We start from the raw sequence: 16,919 nt of genomic DNA on the forward strand, positions 1-16,919 counted from the left end.
GCGACGCCACCCGCGACCGCCGAGTTCGGCTCAGCTCCGAGCCAGGAGCCCGTCGAGCATCAGGTTGAAGGCATCGATCGCCTTGCGCGAGATCGCTTCCGGCTCAGGGGCGTTCGCGATCCACTGCGCCGCATATTGCGTCGCCCCCGCGATCAATCTCGCGGCTGCCTCGGGATCGATAGAGGCAATGACGCCGGTCTCGGCCAGCTTCGTCAGGCTTTCCGTCATGGAGCGGATACACTCGCTCAGCGTCGGCCAGTCCCAGGGATCGCCGAGGACGGCTGGGCCGTCGCGCAGCATGATGCGCTGGATTTCGGGATCGAGCGCCAGCTCGATATAGGCGGTGCATTCGTCGCGGAAGCCGGTCCAGGGGTCGCCGGCCTTCGCCGAGACCGCCTGCATATGGGCGTTCATCTCGCCGTCGATCTCGGTGATCACCGCGACCAGTAGGCCCTTCTTGTCGCCGAAATGATGATAGAGCGCGCCGCGCGTCAGCCCGGCCGAGGCGGTGAGATCGTCCATCGAGGTCTGCGCATAGCCGACCGTGCCGAAGGCGGCGCGCGCCGCGGCGATCAGCTTGGTCCGCGTCTCGACGATCATCTGGCTGCGCGGCTTGCGCATCGTCCATGTTCCTTTCGCATACGGTGCGTATGTGAATTGACATACGTTGCGTATGTAATTACTCATGTCACATACGCAACGTATGTCAATTACGCTTTGATGTGACGGAGACGTCCATGCCTAATCCCTATCGCGAAATTTTCCGGGCTCCCGGCTCGATCGGCTTTTCAGCCGCCGGCTTCATCGCCCGCATGCCATTTTCGATGGTGACGATCGGCATCGTCACCATGCTCTCCCAGGCGCGTGGGCAATACTGGCTCGCCGGTGGCGTCGCCGCGACCTTTGCTCTCGCCAATGCGCTGATCGCGCCGCAGATCTCGCGCCTGGTCGACCGCCACGGCCAGAGCAAGGTGCTGATCCCTGCCACACTCGCGACCGTCGTCGCGCTGACCGGACTGATGCTGGCGACGCGCCTGGAGGCGCCGAACTGGGTGCTCTTCCTGTTTGCCGGCCTCGCCGGATTGACGCCCAGCATGATGGCGATGGTGCGCGCCCGCTGGACCGAGATATATCGAGACACGCCGCATTTGCGCACTGCCTTCGCTTTCGAGTCGGTGGTGGACGAGGTCATCTTCATGCTCGGCCCGGTGATCGCGATCGGCCTCAGCGTGGTCTGGTTCCCGGAGGCCGGGCCGCTCGCGGCGACGATCCTGCTCGCCGTCGGCATGGCTCTGTTCGTGGCGCAGCGCGCCACCGAACCGCCGGTGCATGCCCATGAGGCCGGTGCCCGCGGCTCCGCCATCCGGCTGGTGCCGGTGCAGATCATCGCGCTGCTGATGGTCGCGCTCGGCGTCGTCTTCGGCACGGCCGAGGTCACCGCGGTCGCCTTCGCCGAGGCGCAGGGCAACAAGGCAGCGGCGAGCCTCGCGCTCGCGGCCTATGCCGCCGGCTCTTTCATCACCGGCCTCGTCTTCGGCGCGCTGCGCCTGCGTATGTCGCTCGCCATGCAATTGCTGCTCGCGATCGGGCTTGCCGCGGCGACGACGCTGCCGCTGCTGATCGTCTCGTCGCTCTGGATGCTGGGCATCGTGCTGTTCATCGCCGGCGCCTCGATCTCGCCGACCGTCATCGTCGCGATGGCGCTGGTCGAGCGGCATGTGCCGGCCGCGAAGCTCACCGAGGGGATCACCTGGGTGATGACCGGCATGGGCATCGGCATGGCGGCCGGCTCGGCCGCCTCCGGCTGGCTGATCGACGTCTATGGCGCGAGCGCCGGCTTCTACGTCTCGGTCGCCGGCGGGTTCTCGGCGCTGGCGATCGTCACGATCGGGTTCTGCCTGATCGCCGAGCCGCGGCGCGAGCCTGAGCCGGCCCTTGCCTGATTGGATAAGGAAGGCCGCGCTTGCAAGGGCGCGGCTTTTCTGTCATAGGCGCCACCTTCGATCGCCCGGCTGATAAGGGCTGCCGTGGCGGTCGTTCTTTGCTTCCCAAAGCAAAATTGAAGCGGCGCATTGTTCGCGCTCGCGACCTATGAGGAGCTGAAATGCCCAAGATGAAGACTAAATCGGCCGCCAAGAAGCGGTTCAAGGTCACCGGAACCGGCAAGGTGCTCTACGCCCAGGCCGGCAAGCGTCACGGGATGATCAAGCGGACCAACAAGCAGCTCCGCAATCACCGTGGGACGAACGTTCTTTTCGAAGGCGATGCCGCCAACGTGAAGAAGTACTTCCTCCCCAACGGCTGACGTCCCCTAACTTTTCCGGAGATCAAACATGGCTCGCGTGAAACGGGGCGTTACGTCCCACGCCAAGCACAAGAAGACATTCAAGGCCGCCAAGGGCTTTTACGGCCGCCGCAAGAACACGATCCGCGCCGCCAAGGCGGCCGTCGATCGGTCGATGCAGTACGCCTATCGCGACCGCAAGAACAAGAAGCGGACCTTCCGCGCGCTTTGGATCCAGCGCCTGAACGCGGCGGTGCGCGAGCACGGCCTGACCTATTCGGTCTTCATCGGCGGGCTCGCGAAGGCGGGCCTCGAGCTCGACCGCAAGACCCTGTCGGCGCTGGCCATCGACGACGCCGCCGCCTTCGCCGCGGTGGTCGAGACGGTCAAGGGCGCACTGGGCACCGAGGCCCAGGCCGCCTGAGCGGTCTGACCCGATCGGAATGCAAGAGGCCGGCGGAAACGCCGGCCTTTTTCGTTTCCGTTACCTTTCTGGTCATCCCGGACAAGCCGCGAAGCGGCGCCGATCCAGGATCCATTCCGGAGCCTTTCCAAGAAAGGTTCAGGAATGGGTCCTGGGTCTTCGCTGCGCTCCGCCCGGGACGACCGCGGTGAGATGTGACGGGCTTTACGTCTGCACGTTGTCCACCGCCTTCGGCGCCCAGCTCTCGCCGGCACCCTCGACGATGCGCTGATAGGCGTCCTCGGGGCTGTCGGCGTAGCAGAACAGCTTCAGATCCTCCGGCCGGATGAAGCCGGCCTCGGCCATCCGCGCGAGATTGATCAGCCCCTGCCAGTAGGCGCTGTCGTAGAGCACGATCGGCACCGGCGGCATCTTGCCGGTCTGCACCAGTGTCATGATCTCGAAGAGCTCGTCGAGCGTGCCGAAGCCGCCGGGAAAGACCACCAGCGCCGCCGCCCGCATCGCAAGGTGCATCTTGCGCATTGCGAAATAGTGGAAGCGAAAGGTCAGGTCCGGCGTCGACCAGGCGTTCGGCTCCTGCTCGTGCGGCAGGGTGATGTTGAAGCCGATCGAGACCGCGCCGGCCTCGGTGGCGCCGCGGTTGGCGGCCTCCATGATGCCGGGCCCCCCGCCGGTGGCGATGACATGGCGCTTGCCGCTCTCCTTGCCGTCGAGCGCGCCGCCGCGCTCCGAGGCGATTTTGCCGAACTCCCGCGCCGCCTCGTACCAGGGATTGCCCTCGCGCACCCGTGCCGAGCCGAAGACGACGATGGTCGAGACGATGCCGCGGGCGCGCAAGGCATCCTCGGCCTTCTGGTATTCGAGCATGAAGCGCGTCCCGCGCATCGAATCGCCGAGCAGAAAATCCTGATCGAGCGCGGCGAGCCGGTAGGAGGGCGAATTCTTCTGGGCGGTGTTGTCGGGCATGGTGGCCTCCCGGCTGGCGCGTCGTCGGTTGGACCGGCTCTGGTCGAACGGATCGGGCTCGCGCCGACTCAATCGGCTCTATCTGGCCCAACTCGGCACGATCACGACAGGTATTTGCGCAGCACGGCCGCCATGCGCTCCGGTGACGTTTTGTGCGGCAGCAGGGTCAGGAAGCGGCCGTCGGGACCCATCAGATAGGTCAGGGAGCCATGGTCGATCGTGTATTCGCCGTGACCGTGATGGGCCTGCGTCAGCTTGCGACGGTGGACCTTGTAAGCTTTTGCCGTGGCTGCGACCTCGGCCTCGCTGCCGGACAGCCCGATCAGGCGCGGATGGACGTTCGCGACATAGGTCGCCATCACGGCCGGCGTGTCGTTCGCCGGGTCGACGCTGATGAACAGCGGCGCGATCCTGTCTGCGGCCGGCCCGAGCGCGTCGAGCGCTTGCGCGATCACCGGCAGGTCGACCGGGCAAGTGTCGGCGCAGCGGCTGAAGCCGAAATAGACAAGCATGAAGCGGCCGCGGAAGTCGACGTCGGTCACGCGCTTGCCGGTGTGGTCGAGCAGCGAGAACGCGCCGCCGAACTGCGTCGCCAGCGGGTCGCGCGCAGGAGGGGAAGCGGGGGCCGCCTTGTGGTCATGGCCGAGAGCCGGCACGGCCAGCATGATGGCGAGGCCGGCGAGCAGGTCTCGGCGGGCGAGCTGGCGGTTCACGGCTTCGGTTTCGGCTGGAGACCCTTGATGCCGAACGGGCCGTCCGCGGCGATGATCCGGTTGGCGTCGGGATCGGCCCGCCACCACTCCTCGGCCTTGCCGTTCTTCGCCTCCCACCCGGCCTTGAAGCGTTCGGCCGCGATCCAGTCCTGGCCGGGATTCTCGCGAATGCGCTGCACGAAGAACAGGGTCACCGCCGGGTTCTCGATCAGCAGGCCGTCTGCCTCGACCTCGCGACCGCAATAGGGTGAAAGATCCGCGGTCGCCCCGGCGAAGTCGATGTTCGATTTCGCCACGAGGCGAAACGTGCCATCGGCGAGCACGAGCCCGAGTTGCCGTCTGCCGCCGCCGCAATCGGGCGCGCAGCGGCCCTTGAGCTGACAGAGCGCATCGATGACGCGGCCCTTCAGCACCGCCTGCTTCTCATGCGGGATGTTCCAGGGCTCGGCGGAGACGGCAGGTCCCGCCGCCAGGCCGGCCGCGACGATCAGTGCGTTGACGCCGCCTCGCATGGCTTCAGTTCCCGAACGGCTGGATGCCGTGTTCCTCATGCGTCATCGTGATGACGCCCTTGTCGTCGGCGATGCGGTCGACCAGCAGGTATTTCACGCCGTCGCGTTCCAGCAATTCGCCGTCGACCGTGACCTCGTGCGTCGCCAGTTTCGCCACGCGCGGATTGCCGGCGCTCTCCTCGTCGTCGCCGATCTTCAGGATCAGATAGAGATTGCCGCCGGCGTCGCGGATCGCGACCGGGATGCCGCCGAGCGCGCACCAGATCGCGCATTGATGATGGGCTGTGCCCTTGGCGAACATCAGCCCGCTGATCGTGCACCAGCTGTCGCTGATCTCGCCGGTGACGGTGACGCGCTGGCCGCTTTGCTGGGCGGATGCCGGCACCGCGGCTGCGAGCAGCCCGGCAAAAGCCGTGGACAGGAGTGCGCGACGCCGGACTTGAGACAAGATTGTCATCTTCGCACGCGATCCCGCAATTCGGGTGGCATTTCCGTGCCGGCGAGATGCTTTGCCAGCACGATTGCCCCTAGCCTCTCCGCCGCCGACACCATAGAAGATGCCTCGCAAACGGACCAGAGCAGGCATGAACGACATCGACACCCTTCGCGATTCACTTGTCGGTGAGATCGAGGCGGCGAGCGACGAGGCGACGCTCGAGCAATTGCGCATCGCGGCGCTCGGCAAGTCCGGCTCGGTCTCGGGCCTGCTGAAGACGCTCGGCACGATGACGCCGGAGGAGCGCAAGGAGCAGGGCCCGCGCATCAACGGCCTGCGCGACACGGTCCAGCAGGCGATCGCCGCCCGCAAGGACGCGCTCGGCGAGGCGGCGCTGGAAGCGCGGCTCGCGAGCGAGCGGCTCGACATCTCGCTGCCGGTACGCGAGGGGCCGGAGGCGCGCGGGCGCATCCACCCGATCAGCCAGGTCATCGACGAGATCACCGCGATCTTCGGCGATATGGGTTTCTCGGTCGCCGAAGGTCCGGATGTCGAGACCGACGACCTCAACTTCACCAAGCTCAACTTCCCGGTCGGCCATCCCGCCCGCGAGATGCACGACACCTTCTTCTTCGCGCCCGATGCCAATGGCGAGCGCAAGCTGCTGCGCACCCATACCTCGCCGGTCCAGGTGCGAACGATGATGTCGCAGGAGCCGCCGATCCGGGTGATCTGCCCGGGCCGGACCTACCGCATGGATTCCGACCAGACCCACACGCCGATGTTCCATCAGGTCGAGGGCCTCGTCATCGACAAGAAGACCCATTTCGGTCACATGAAATGGGTGCTGGAGGAGTTCTGCAAGGCGTTCTTCGAGGTCGAGGGCGTCAAGATGCGCTTCCGCCCGTCCTTCTTCCCGTTCACCGAGCCGTCGGCCGAGGTCGACATACAGTGCTCGCGCAAGGATGGCGAGATCCGCTTCGGCGAGGGGGAGGATTGGCTCGAGATCCTCGGCTGCGGCATGGTCCATCCGAACGTTCTGAGGAATTGCGGGCTCGACCCGGACGTCTATCAGGGCTTCGCCTGGGGCATGGGCATCGATCGCATCGCCATGCTGAAATACGGCATGCCGGACCTGCGGCCGTTCTTCGAGGCGGATGTCCGCTGGCTGTCGCATTACGGCTTCCGTCCGCTCGACCTGCCGACCCTGACCGGCGGTCTGACCTCTTAAACCTCATCCTGAGGGGAGACGCATGAACGGCGCGCAATGGGCTGGGCTGATCGCGGCGCTGATGGTCGCCGCCAATCTGCTGTGCTTGGCCGTCGCCTTCGTGCGCCTGCGTCGCAAGCAGGCACCGTCACGCCTGCAGAAGCTCGCGCCGCCGGTGACGATCGTGCGCCCGGTCTGCGGCATCGAGACCTTCAGCCGGGAGACGCTGACCTCGGGCCTGGAACTCGACTATCCCCACTACGAGACGATCTTCTGCGTCGCCGACGGCCATGACCCGATCGTGCCATTGATCGAGGAGCTGATCGGGATCTACGGGGCCGATCGCGTCCGCCTGATCGTCGGCGATGTCGCGGTCAGCGCCAATCCCAAGCTCAACAACTGCGTCAAGGGCTGGGAAGCGGCGCGTCATGACTGGGTGATCCTCGCCGATTCCAACGTGTTGATGCCGAAGGACTATGTCCAGCGGCTGATGGCCTCCTGGCGCGAGGACACCGGCCTCGTCTGCTCGACGCCGGCCGGCTCGCGGCCGGGCTGCTTCGGCGCCGAGGTCGAGTGCGCCTTCCTCAATACCTTTCAGGCGCGCTGGCAATATGCCGGCGAGGCGCTCGGTTTCGGCTTCGCCCAGGGCAAGTCGATGCTCTGGAACAAGCCCTTTCTCGACGCCAATGGCGGCATCGCCGCGCTCGCAGCGGAAATCGCCGAGGATGCGGCGGCGACCAAGCTGGTGCGCAAGGCCGGCAAGCATGTCCATCTCGTCGGCCAGCCCTTCGAGCAGCCGCTTGGACCGCGCAATCTGCGCGATGTCGTCCAGCGCCAGTTCCGCTGGGCGCGCCTGCGCCGCGTCACCTTCCTGCCCTTCTTCGCACCGGAGATCCTGGTCGGGCCGCTGGTGCCGGCCGTTCTCGCCGGCTTCGGCGCGCCGGGCTTCGGCTTTCCCGCCTGGCTGGGTGTGCTGGCCGTGCTCGCGTTCTGGTATGCCGGCGAGATCGTGCTGGCCAGGAGCGTCGGCTGGTTCCTGAACTGGCGGACGCCGCTCGCCTACCTGGCGCGCGATCTCGCTTTCCCCGGCATCTGGGCCTATGCCTTCGTCGCGCGCGAAGTCAGCTGGCGCGGCAATGCCATGAAGATCAAGGCCGATGGCGAGGACGAGCTCAATCAAGCCGTCCCGGCACTCTCGGCAGTCACGATGCGTAGCGACGGAAGACCATGAAGTTCACCCTCTCCTGGCTCAAAGAGCATCTCGACACCACCGAATCGCTCGACACCATCACCGAGACGCTCACGCGTGTCGGTCTTGAGGTCGAGGGCGTCGAGGACAAGGCCAAGGCGCTCTCGGCCTTCACCATCGCCTATGTCATCGAGGCCAAGCAGCATCCGAACGCCGACCGGCTGCGCGTCTGCATGGTCGACACCGGCTCGGGCGAGCCGGTCCAGGTCGTCTGCGGCGCGCCCAATGCCCGCACCGGCATGAAGAGCGTGTTCTCTCCGCCCGGCACCTATATCCCCGGCAAGGACATCACCCTCGGCAAGGGCGTGATCCGCGGCGTCGAGTCGAACGGCATGCTCTGTTCGGCCGCCGAGCTGCAGATCTCCGAGGATCACGACGGCATCATCGACTTGGCCGAGGATGCGCCGGTCGGCCAGCCCTACGCGACCTATGCCGGCCTCGACGACGCCGTGATCGAGATCGCGGTGACGCCGAACCGCGCCGATGCGCTAGGGGTCGCCGGCATCGCCCGCGACCTCGCCGCCGCCGGCCTCGGCACGATCAAGACCCCGCCGGTCCAGCCGGTGCGCGGCTCCTTCCCGTGCCCGGTCGTGCTCAAGCTCGATTTCGCCGAGGAAGACCGCAATCTCTGCCCGGTCTTCGCGCTCCGGCTGGTGCGCGGCGTCAAGAACGGCCCGTCGCCGGAATGGCTGCAGGCGCGCCTGCGCGCCATCGGCCTGCGGCCCATCAACGCGCTGGTCGACATCACCAACTTCATGACCTTCGATCGCAACCGGCCGCTGCACGTCTTCGACGCCGCCAAGGTCAAGGGCGACCTCGTCGTCCGCCGCGCCAGGGATGGCGAGGAGGTGCTGGCGCTCGACGGGCGGACCTATGGGTTGACCTCCGACATGGTCGCGATCGCCGACGACAACGGCGTCGAATCGATTGCCGGCGTGATGGGCGGCGAGCATTCCGGCTGCGACGAGAGCACCACCGACGTGCTGATCGAGAGCGCGGTCTGGAACACGCTCAACATCGCCCGCACCGGCCGCACCCTTGGCATCAACTCCGACGCGCGGTACCGCAACGAACGCGGCATCGATCCGGACTTCACCCGTCCCGGCCTCGACATGGCCACGCAGTTGATCATGACGCTCTGCGGCGGCGAACCCTCCGAGGTGGTCGTCGCCGGCGAGCTGCCCGAGAGCCCCCGTGCGATCGACTTCCCCTGGTCCGAGGTCAAGCGCTTGACCGGGCTCGACCTGCCTGTGGTCGAGATGCAGCTGGCGCTGACCTCGCTCGGCTTCCACGTCTCCGGCGCCGGTGATCGCGTCAAGGTCGCGCCGCCGTCCTGGCGCGCCGATGTCGAGGGCAAGGCCGATCTCGTCGAGGAGATCCTGCGCATCGCCGGGCTCGATCGCGTCGCCCCGGCGCCGCTGCCGCGGATCAAGGGCGAGGTGATCAAGCCGGTGCTGACCGTGCTGCAGAAGCGTACCCGCGCGGCCAAGCGCCTGCTCGCCAGCCGCGGGCTGGTCGAGGCGGTGACCTGGTCCTTCATCTCGCATGATGCCGCCAAGCTCTTCGGCGGCGGCTCGCGCGAACTCGTGCTCGCCAATCCGATCGCGGCCGATCTCTCCGACATGCGCCCCTCGCTGCTGCCGGGGCTGATCCGCGCAGGCCAGGCCAATGCCGATCGCGGCTTCGGCGACATCGCTTTGTTCGAGGTCGGCCAGGTCTTCCAGAGTGACGAGCCGGAAGGCCAGCTAATTGCCGCCGCCGGCCTGCGCCGCGGCACCGCGAAACTGGAGGGGGCTGGCCGTCATTGGGACGGCGCTGCGAAGTCCGTCGACGCCTTCGACGCCAAGGCCGATGTGCTCGGCCTGCTCTCCGGGCTCGGCATTGCCGTCGGTGGCCTGCAGGTCGTCGCCGGTGGTCCGGCCTGGGCCCATCCCGGCCGTTCGGCGACGCTGCAGTTCGGGCCCAAGGGCGTGATCGGCGCTTTCGGCGAGGTGCATCCGCGCGTGCTCAAGGCGCTCGACGTCAAGGGCCCGCTGGTCGCCTTCGAGATCCATCTCGATGCGCTGCCCCTGCCCAAGTACAGGCCGACCAAGGTCAAGCCGAAGCTTGCGCTTTCCGACTTTCAGCCGGTGACGCGCGATTTCGCCTTCATCGTCGACAAGGCGGTGGCGGCCGGCGAGATGGCCAGGAGCGCCCAGAATGCCGAGCGGGCGTTGGTTGCCGAGGTGAACGTCTTCGACATCTACGAGGGCACGGGCGTCGAGCCGGGCAAGAAGTCGGTGGCGCTGGCGGTGACGCTGCAGCCGACGCAGAAGACGCTGACCGACGCCGAGATCGAGGCCGTGGCGGCCAAGATCGTCGCCGAGATGGCCAAGCGTTACGGCGCGGTGTTGCGCGGGTAAGAATTTGCGTCATGGTCGGCCTTGAGCCGACCATCTCTTTCCGGAAAGGCCGCCAGGCGGCGCCCGCTCGTCACGAGTTTCTCGGGTCTGCGCTGCGCTACGCCCGAGAATGACGTCCGGGAGTCGCCCGCCTCGCTCTGCGTTATTGACCAGAATTATGAAATAATCGGCGCACGAAATCGTCTGAAAATCCGGGTATCGGCTCTGATTGTTGCAATCTGTGAGGCCTGATGTCGCTGGTCGAGCTCCCTGTCGCGGACGATCTGTTTCCCGGCTTCCGGTTGTTCGACGTCACGACGTCAGGTGCGCGCATCCGCGTTCGCACCGGCGGGGAGGGGCCGCCGCTGCTCCTGCTCCACGGCTATCCGCAGACGCACATCATGTGGCGGCGTATCGCTCCGCAACTGGCGCAGCACTTCACTTTGGTCTGCCCGGATCTGCGCGGCTACGGCGATTCGGAGAAGCCGCCGAGCGCGGCCGATCATGCGCCTTATTCCAAGCGCGCCATGGCGCAGGACATGGCCGAAGTCATGACCGCGCTCGGCCATGACCGATTTTTCCTCGGCTCGCATGATCGCGGAGCCCGCGTTGGCCACCGCCTGGCGCTCGACCATGGCGAGCGGGTGCTGAAGCTCGCGACCCTGGATATCGCCCCGACGCGTGAAATGTATCGCGACACCACCGACGCCTTCGCCCGCGCGTATTGGCACTGGTTCTTCCTGATTCAGCCGGCGCCGATGCCCGAACGCATGATCGGCGCCGATCCGGAGTTCTACTGGACCAGCCGGCGCGCCTCCGACATGAAGCTGTTCGAGCCGGCGGCGCTCGCCGAATATCTGCGCTGCTTCCGCGATCCTGCGATGATCCATGCCAGCTGCGAGGACTATCGCGCCGCGGCGACGATCGATATCGCCCATGACGATGCCGATGGCGGGAAGAAGGTCGCTTGCCCGCTGCTGGCGCTGTGGGGCGATCGCGGCGCGGTCGGAAAGTGCTTCGATGTGCTCGCCCTCTGGCGCGAGCGCGCGGAAAACGTCCAAGGCCGGGCCCTGCCGGGCGGGCATTATCTGGCGGAGGAGATCCCCGATCTCGTCGTCGCCGAATTCTCGGCCTTCTTCGGAGAGAACACATGAGCCGCACCAATCGCGTCTACCGCATCGCCGCCATCGCCGGTGACGGCATCGGCAAGGAGGTCATGCCCGAGGGCCTGCGCGTGCTCGAGGCGGCCGCAAAGAAGTACGGTTTCGAGCTCCGGCTCGACGAGTTCGACTTCTCCTCCTGCGACTACTACGCCAAGCACGGCAAGATGCTGCCGGACGACTGGAAGGAGCAGATCGGCGGCCACGACGCCATCTTCTTCGGCGCAGTCGGCATGCCGGCCCAGGTGCCGGACCATATCTCGCTCTGGGGCTCGCTGCTGCTGTTCCGCCGCGAGTTCGACCAGTACGTAAACCTGCGCCCCGTGCGCCTGATGCCGGGCGTGCCCGGCCCGCTGGTCGGCCGCAAGCCGGGCGATATCGACTTCTTCGTCGTGCGTGAGAACACCGAGGGCGAGTACTCCTCGGTCGGCGGGCGCATGTACGCCGGCACGGAGCGCGAGATCGTTATTCAGGAGACGGTGATGAGCCGCGTCGGCGTCGACCGCGTGCTCAAATACGCCTTCGAGCTGGCCCAGCGCCGGCCGCGCAAGAAGCTGACCTCGGCGACCAAGTCGAACGGCATCTCGATCACCATGCCGTATTGGGACGAGCGGGTGAAGGAGATGGCCAAGAACTATCCCGATGTCGCGGTCGACCAGTACCATATCGACATCCTGACCGCGCATTTCGTGCTCAATCCCGACCGCTTCGACGTGGTCGTCGCCTCGAACCTGTTCGGCGACATCCTCTCCGATCTCGGTCCGGCCTGCACCGGCACGATCGGCATCGCACCATCGGGGAACATCAACCCGACCGGCGAATTCCCGTCCCTGTTCGAGCCCGTGCACGGCTCGGCGCCGGATATCGCGGGGCAGGGCATCGCCAATCCCGTCGGCCAGATCTGGTCGGGGGCGATGATGCTCGACCATCTCGGCGAGCACGAGGCGGCCAAGGGTATCGAGGCGGCGATCGAGCGCGCGCTCGGCGATGCCCGCACCCGCACCCGCGATCTCGGCGGCAGCCTCAATACCGAGGCTGCCGGCAAGGCGATCGAGCAGGCGCTGGCTTGACGACGACGCCGGCGCTGACCACAAGCAGTGGTCGGCGCCGAAAAAGACGTAAGACTTAAGGAGGGGACCAAGGTGCCTGATCTGACGTTTTCGCTGCTCGACGCCGCTCTCTGGGGCAAGCTCTTCGAGATCATCGCGCTCAACATCGTGCTGTCGGGTGACAATGCGGTGGTGATCGCGCTCGCCTGCCGGGCTTTGGCACCCGAGCAGCGCGCCAAGGGCATCGCGCTCGGCGCCGGCGTCGCCGTGCTGCTGCGCGTGGTCTTCACGGTGCTGATCGCCTCCCTCCTCAACATGCCGTTCCTGCACATCATCGGTGCGCTGCTGCTCGTCTGGATCGCGGTCAAGCTGATCATCGAGGATGGCGAGAGCGACGAGAACGCTGTCGCCGCCAGCAGCAAGCTCTGGAAGGCGGTGCAGACCGTCGCCATCGCCGACATCGTCATGAGCCTCGACAACGTGCTCGCCATCGCCGCCGTCGCCAAGGATTCGATCCCGCTGCTCGTCGGCGGCCTGATCATCTCGATCCCGCTGATCGTGCTTGGCGCCTCGCTGATCACCTCGCTGCTGACCCGTTTCCCGATCCTGGTTTGGGCCGGCGCCGGCCTGCTCGGCTGGGTCGCGGGTGAGATGTTCGAGACCGATCCCTGGCTGATCGGCAAGCTCGGCGAGACGCTGGCACACCAGCTCGAATATCCCGCCGCGATCCTGGGTGCCGTTCTGGTGCTCGGCCTTGGCTATTTCCTCAAGCAACGCCGGCCAGATCCGGCCCTTTAAGACAGGGACTGACCGACCTATGGATTTCTCATCTTCAGCCTTCTGGACATCATTGCTCCAGATCATCTGGATCGACCTTCTGCTCTCGGGCGACAATGCGGTCGTCATCGCCCTCGCGGTGCGCTCGCTGCCGGAGAAGCAGCGGAAGGTCGGCATCCTGCTCGGCGCCGGCGCTGCTGTCGGCCTGCGCATCCTCTTCGCGGTGGTCGTCACCTACCTGCTCGCCGTCCCCTTCCTAAAGGTCGTCGGCGCGCTCCTGCTGTTCTGGATCGCGATCAAGCTCGCCAAGGGCGAGGAAGAGGCGCATGGCGACATCCAGGCCTCCGACAACCTGTGGAAGGCGGTGCGCACCATCGCCATCGCCGATGCGGTGATGAGCCTCGACAACGTCCTCGCCATCGCAGCCGCGGCGCGCGGTCATTTCGAGCTCTTCATCTTCGGCCTGCTGCTGACGATCCCGCTGATCGTCTACGGCGCCCGCCTGCTCTCGACGGTTCTCGAGCGCTTCCCGATCCTGATCTGGCTCGGCGCGGCGCTGCTCGGCTGGATCGCCGGCGAGATGCTGCTTGGTGACCTGGCGGTGCTGCAGTGGCTGCAGGCGAACATGCCGAACTGGGTCGTGAGCGTGCCGGTCTCCGACACCAACCCGATCGGTCTCCTGCCCGCCAAGGTGCCGTTCTATACGGCGGCGACTCTCGGCGCGCTGATCGTCGTCGTCGCCGGCTATGTCCTGAAGAAGAAGCCGGTCGACCAGCCCGGCTGAACAATCAGGCTCGATCGAGAATGATGAACGCGGCGGCCATGCTTTCATGGCCGCCGTTTTTCGTGAGGCGGATGACCCCGGCGGCTCGGCGGCCAGTCTCGTCATCGTTGACGGTGAAGCGCTCGGCGCCGTCGAGTTGCACCGAAAAGCTCTCGGGCTCCCGCGCGAAGCCGGTGCCGAGCGCCTTCACATAGGCTTCCTTCGCGCTCCAGAGCTGGGCGAAAGCCAGCGGCCTGGCAGAGGCGGGAAGACTCTCCAGCCAGAGCTGCTCGTCCGGATGCAGCATCGCGAACGGCGGCTCGCTCGCGAGTGCGACCCGCTCGACATCGATGCCGACCGAGTGATGCGCCAAGGCTACCGCGACAAGGCCCGCGCGCGTTGCGAGCGACAGGTGCAGGCCTGAGGCGCGCGGTCGAAGGATTAGCGGGCGTCCTTCGGGCTCATGCCCGATCTCGACAGCAGCTTCCGCTAGACCGAACTGGCGGGCCAGCAGCGTGCGGGCGAGTGAGCGTCGCAACGCCGAGCGCTCGGGCAGATTCGCAGGTTGCGCCTGCGTCGCGATCAGCCAGGCTGCGGGCAGGGCAGGGGCGGTCTGATCGATGGAGGAGAGCCAGAGCATATCGCGGTTCTAGAGCAGCATGCTCGCGTGAAAAAGGAGAGGGTCGGCCCGCCCTGCGCGGCGCTCATGGAGGCCCGGAGCTTGCAAGATGTTGACGTGAGCCAATGAAACCGGTTCGAGGACGCATGCCTTCCTCCGACGACAATTCCGACCCGCCGGCCGCGGCCCAGCTCACCCTCGCCGGCATGCGGCTCGGCCTGCGCCGCGTCTCGGTGCTGATGCCGGGCGTCGTCGTCTTCGCCGTCGCTTTCGGCGCTGCCGCCTCGGCCAAGGGCCTCACCCTGTTCGAGGCGGTGTTGATGAGCGCGCTGGTCTATGCCGGCGTCTCCCAGCTCGTGGCGATGGAGCTCTGGCGGCCGGAATGGACCTGGGGGGCGATCGTCGCGCTGGCCTTCGTGACGGCGACGGTCAACGCCCGCACCATCCTGCAGGCCGCGTCGCTGCAGCCCTGGTTCTCGCGCTATCCCTGGTTCGTGACCGCCTTCCAGCTCTCCTTCTTCACCGATGCCAACTGGCTGGTCGGCACGCGCTACCATGGCGAGGGCGGCCGCGATCTCGGTGTCGTCCTTGGCGCCGGCCTTGCGCTCTGGGTCCTCTGGGTCGCCATGACCGTCCCGGGCTACCTGCTCGGCACCCTCGTCGCCGACCCCCGCAGATACGGCATCGACATGGTCATGCCGATCTTCTTCGCGGCGATGATCGTGCCGCTCTGGCGCGGCAAGCGCGCGATGCTGCCCTGGATCATCGCCGGCGTCGTCGCGCTGGTCACCGCGCGGCTGGTCGACGGCTATGCCTTCATCATCGTCGGCGCGCTCTCCGGCGCCGTGGCGGGAGCCTTGCTCGATGACCCCGCCTGAACCGGGAAGCTGGGGGCCCTATCTCGCCATCCTCGGCATGGCGCTGGCGACCTATCTCTGCCGCATCTCCGGCGTCGTGCTGATGAGCTTCATCCCGCTGACGCCGCGGGTGCGGCGCGGGCTTGCCGCCCTGCCGGGCTCGATCGTGGTCGCGACCGTGCTGCCGCTGATCGAGCGCCTCGGCCTCGCCGCCGGGCTCGCTTTGCTGGCCGCGATCGCCAGCATGGTGGTCAGGCGCAGCGAACTGCTGGCGCTCGTGACCGGCATGGTGGTGGTCTCGCTGATGCGGGCCGCAGGCTTTTGAGCCCCGGCCGCGATCGCGCAGGCCTGTGAACGAAGTTGCGCCTGCCGCCGCGATCCATCACCGGCTACGATCGCATCCATCACAGCAATCGTTCGTCGGCATGCGGCGGGCATGTTGACGTCGCCCTGCCTGCGGCAGACGGTGCCGGCCAGAAGCACTGGCGATTGGAGCGCATGATGGCCTGGTATTCGCAGACATGGACCTGGTTCGACGGTGAGTGGCGCGAGGGCAATCCCGGCATCATGGGGCCGCGCACCCACGCCGCCTGGCAGGCCTCCTGCGTCTTCGACGGTGCCCGCCATTTCGACGGCGTCTCGCCCGATCTCGACCGGCATGCGGCGCGCGTGAACCGCTCCGCTCTCGCGCTCGGCCTGAAGCCGACCGTCTCGGCCGAGCAGATCGTCGCCAAGACCGCCGAAGGCGTGAAGAAGTTCGCGGGAGGCACCGCGCTCTACATCAAGCCGATGTACTGGGCCGAGGCCGACGGTCCGTCCACCATCATCGGCGACCCCGAGTCGACCCAGTTCGCGCTCTGCCTGTTCGAGGCTGCGATGGGCGATCCCGGCAAGGGTTTTTCGGTGACCAAGGGCGCGTTCCGCCGCCCGACCCTGGAGAACGCCCCGACCGACGCCAAGGCCGGCTGCCTCTATCCCAACAATGCCCGCGTGCTGCGCGAGGCCAAGGCCAGGGGCTTCGACAACGCGCTGGTGCTCGACATGCTCGGCAATGTCGCCGAGACCGGCACCTCCAACATCTTCCTCGCCAAGGACGGCGTGGTGAAGACGCCAGCCCCGAACGGTACCTTCCTCAACGGCATCACCCGCCAGCGTACCATCGCCCTGCTGCGCCAGGCCGGCGTCGCCGTCGAGGAGACGACGCTGCGCTATGAGGATTTCGAGCAGGCCGACGAGATCTTCTCCTCCGGCAACTATTCGAAGGTGATGCCAATCTACAAGATCGACGATCGCGAGCTGCAACCCGGCCCGATGTTCCGCAAGGCACGGGAACTCTACATGGAGTTCGCCCACAGCAAGGGCGCCTGAGGCCTGATGGCCCGGCTGAACGCGGGCGTAGGATCGATCGCCGGCTGAACCACGCGGTCTTTCCGGGGCAGGCCGAAGGCCTGAGCCCGGAACCCATGAACACGACCCCTTCGTCATGGTCGGGCTTGTCCCGACCATACACGTCTTTTTC

19 protein-coding genes are annotated in these 16,919 nt (G+C 66.7%); 13 read left to right on the forward strand and 6 right to left on the reverse strand.

Annotated elements, in window-relative coordinates; all coding sequences use genetic code 11:
• Window positions 1-30: 30 nt before the first annotated feature.
• Window positions 31-621: a TetR/AcrR family transcriptional regulator gene (locus CXY91_RS01930; protein ID WP_100959087.1), complete on the reverse strand. Its 591-nt coding sequence runs from the start codon at window positions 619-621 to the stop codon at window positions 31-33.
• Between the two features lie 116 nt (window positions 622-737).
• Between CXY91_RS01930 and CXY91_RS01935 the strand changes: the two genes are divergently transcribed.
• From CXY91_RS01935 to rplT, 3 genes are all read left to right on the forward strand, one after another.
• The gene (locus CXY91_RS01935; RefSeq protein ID WP_100959088.1) at window positions 738-1,943 is read left to right on the forward strand and encodes an MFS transporter; all 1,206 of its coding nucleotides are present in this window, start codon (window positions 738-740) and stop codon (window positions 1,941-1,943) included.
• Window positions 1,944-2,104: 161 nt separating this feature from the next.
• On the forward strand, window positions 2,105-2,305 hold the full coding sequence (gene rpmI / locus CXY91_RS01940) for a 50S ribosomal protein L35 (RefSeq protein WP_091831700.1): 201 nt from the start codon (window positions 2,105-2,107) through the stop codon (window positions 2,303-2,305).
• A gap of 28 nt (window positions 2,306-2,333) precedes the next feature.
• Window positions 2,334-2,708: a 50S ribosomal protein L20 gene (gene rplT / locus CXY91_RS01945; RefSeq protein WP_100959089.1), complete on the forward strand. Its 375-nt coding sequence runs from the start codon at window positions 2,334-2,336 to the stop codon at window positions 2,706-2,708.
• Between the two features lie 204 nt (window positions 2,709-2,912).
• Here rplT and CXY91_RS01950 read toward each other — a convergent pair whose 3' ends face one another.
• From CXY91_RS01950 to CXY91_RS01965, 4 genes are all read right to left on the reverse strand, one after another.
• The gene (locus tag CXY91_RS01950) at window positions 2,913-3,674 is read right to left on the reverse strand and encodes an LOG family protein (protein WP_100959090.1); all 762 of its coding nucleotides are present in this window, start codon (window positions 3,672-3,674) and stop codon (window positions 2,913-2,915) included.
• Between the two features lie 101 nt (window positions 3,675-3,775).
• Window positions 3,776-4,387, reverse strand: coding sequence for an SCO family protein (locus CXY91_RS01955; RefSeq protein WP_199777334.1), 612 nt, complete (start codon window positions 4,385-4,387; stop codon window positions 3,776-3,778).
• Window positions 4,384-4,899 carry a hypothetical protein gene (locus CXY91_RS01960; RefSeq protein WP_100959091.1) on the reverse strand — a complete coding sequence of 172 codons (516 nt, stop codon included), beginning with the start codon at window positions 4,897-4,899 and terminating at the stop codon, window positions 4,384-4,386. The genes CXY91_RS01955 and CXY91_RS01960 overlap by 4 nt, the downstream gene beginning before the upstream one ends.
• A gap of 4 nt (window positions 4,900-4,903) precedes the next feature.
• Complete coding sequence (locus CXY91_RS01965; RefSeq protein ID WP_100959092.1) at window positions 4,904-5,356, reverse strand: hypothetical protein; 453 nt, start codon at window positions 5,354-5,356, stop codon at window positions 4,904-4,906.
• A gap of 127 nt (window positions 5,357-5,483) precedes the next feature.
• Between CXY91_RS01965 and pheS the strand changes: the two genes are divergently transcribed.
• From pheS to CXY91_RS02000, 7 genes are all read left to right on the forward strand, one after another.
• Window positions 5,484-6,566, forward strand: a complete 1,083-nt coding sequence (pheS, locus tag CXY91_RS01970; protein ID WP_091831686.1) for a phenylalanine--tRNA ligase subunit alpha — start codon at window positions 5,484-5,486, stop codon at window positions 6,564-6,566.
• 22 nt (window positions 6,567-6,588) lie between these two features.
• Window positions 6,589-7,776 carry a glycosyltransferase gene (locus CXY91_RS01975; RefSeq protein ID WP_100959093.1) on the forward strand — a complete coding sequence of 396 codons (1,188 nt, stop codon included), beginning with the start codon at window positions 6,589-6,591 and terminating at the stop codon, window positions 7,774-7,776.
• Complete coding sequence (gene pheT, locus CXY91_RS01980; protein WP_100959094.1) at window positions 7,773-10,196, forward strand: phenylalanine--tRNA ligase subunit beta; 2,424 nt, start codon at window positions 7,773-7,775, stop codon at window positions 10,194-10,196. The genes CXY91_RS01975 and pheT overlap by 4 nt, the downstream gene beginning before the upstream one ends.
• 230 nt (window positions 10,197-10,426) lie before the next feature.
• Complete coding sequence (locus CXY91_RS01985; RefSeq protein ID WP_100959095.1) at window positions 10,427-11,329, forward strand: alpha/beta fold hydrolase; 903 nt, start codon at window positions 10,427-10,429, stop codon at window positions 11,327-11,329.
• A complete protein-coding gene (locus tag CXY91_RS01990; protein ID WP_100959096.1) occupies window positions 11,326-12,405 on the forward strand; it encodes a tartrate dehydrogenase in 1,080 nt (359 codons plus the stop codon). The genes CXY91_RS01985 and CXY91_RS01990 overlap by 4 nt, the downstream gene beginning before the upstream one ends.
• A gap of 72 nt (window positions 12,406-12,477) precedes the next feature.
• Window positions 12,478-13,182: a TerC family protein gene (locus CXY91_RS01995; protein ID WP_244543745.1), complete on the forward strand. Its 705-nt coding sequence runs from the start codon at window positions 12,478-12,480 to the stop codon at window positions 13,180-13,182.
• A gap of 19 nt (window positions 13,183-13,201) precedes the next feature.
• A complete protein-coding gene (locus CXY91_RS02000) occupies window positions 13,202-13,945 on the forward strand; it encodes a TerC family protein (protein ID WP_091831676.1) in 744 nt (247 codons plus the stop codon).
• 4 nt (window positions 13,946-13,949) lie between these two features.
• Here CXY91_RS02000 and CXY91_RS02005 read toward each other — a convergent pair whose 3' ends face one another.
• On the reverse strand, window positions 13,950-14,564 hold the full coding sequence (locus CXY91_RS02005) for a 4'-phosphopantetheinyl transferase family protein (protein ID WP_100959097.1): 615 nt from the start codon (window positions 14,562-14,564) through the stop codon (window positions 13,950-13,952).
• Between the two features lie 125 nt (window positions 14,565-14,689).
• Here CXY91_RS02005 and CXY91_RS02010 point away from each other — a divergent pair, with 125 nt between their 5' ends.
• The 3 genes from CXY91_RS02010 (at window position 14,690) to CXY91_RS02020 (ending at window position 16,768) form a co-directional block, all read left to right on the forward strand.
• Window positions 14,690-15,421 carry an AzlC family ABC transporter permease gene (locus tag CXY91_RS02010; RefSeq protein ID WP_100959098.1) on the forward strand — a complete coding sequence of 244 codons (732 nt, stop codon included), beginning with the start codon at window positions 14,690-14,692 and terminating at the stop codon, window positions 15,419-15,421.
• Complete coding sequence (locus tag CXY91_RS02015; protein ID WP_100959099.1) at window positions 15,408-15,725, forward strand: AzlD family protein; 318 nt, start codon at window positions 15,408-15,410, stop codon at window positions 15,723-15,725. Before CXY91_RS02010 ends, CXY91_RS02015 begins: the two co-directional genes overlap by 14 nt.
• Window positions 15,726-15,901: 176 nt before the next feature.
• A complete protein-coding gene (locus CXY91_RS02020; RefSeq protein WP_100959112.1) occupies window positions 15,902-16,768 on the forward strand; it encodes a branched-chain amino acid aminotransferase in 867 nt (288 codons plus the stop codon).
• Window positions 16,769-16,919: the final 151 nt, after the last annotated feature.

The organism is Allobosea sp. FBZP-16 (genome assembly GCF_002831785.1).
Taxonomy (GTDB): domain Bacteria; phylum Pseudomonadota; class Alphaproteobacteria; order Rhizobiales; family Beijerinckiaceae; genus Allobosea; species Allobosea lupini.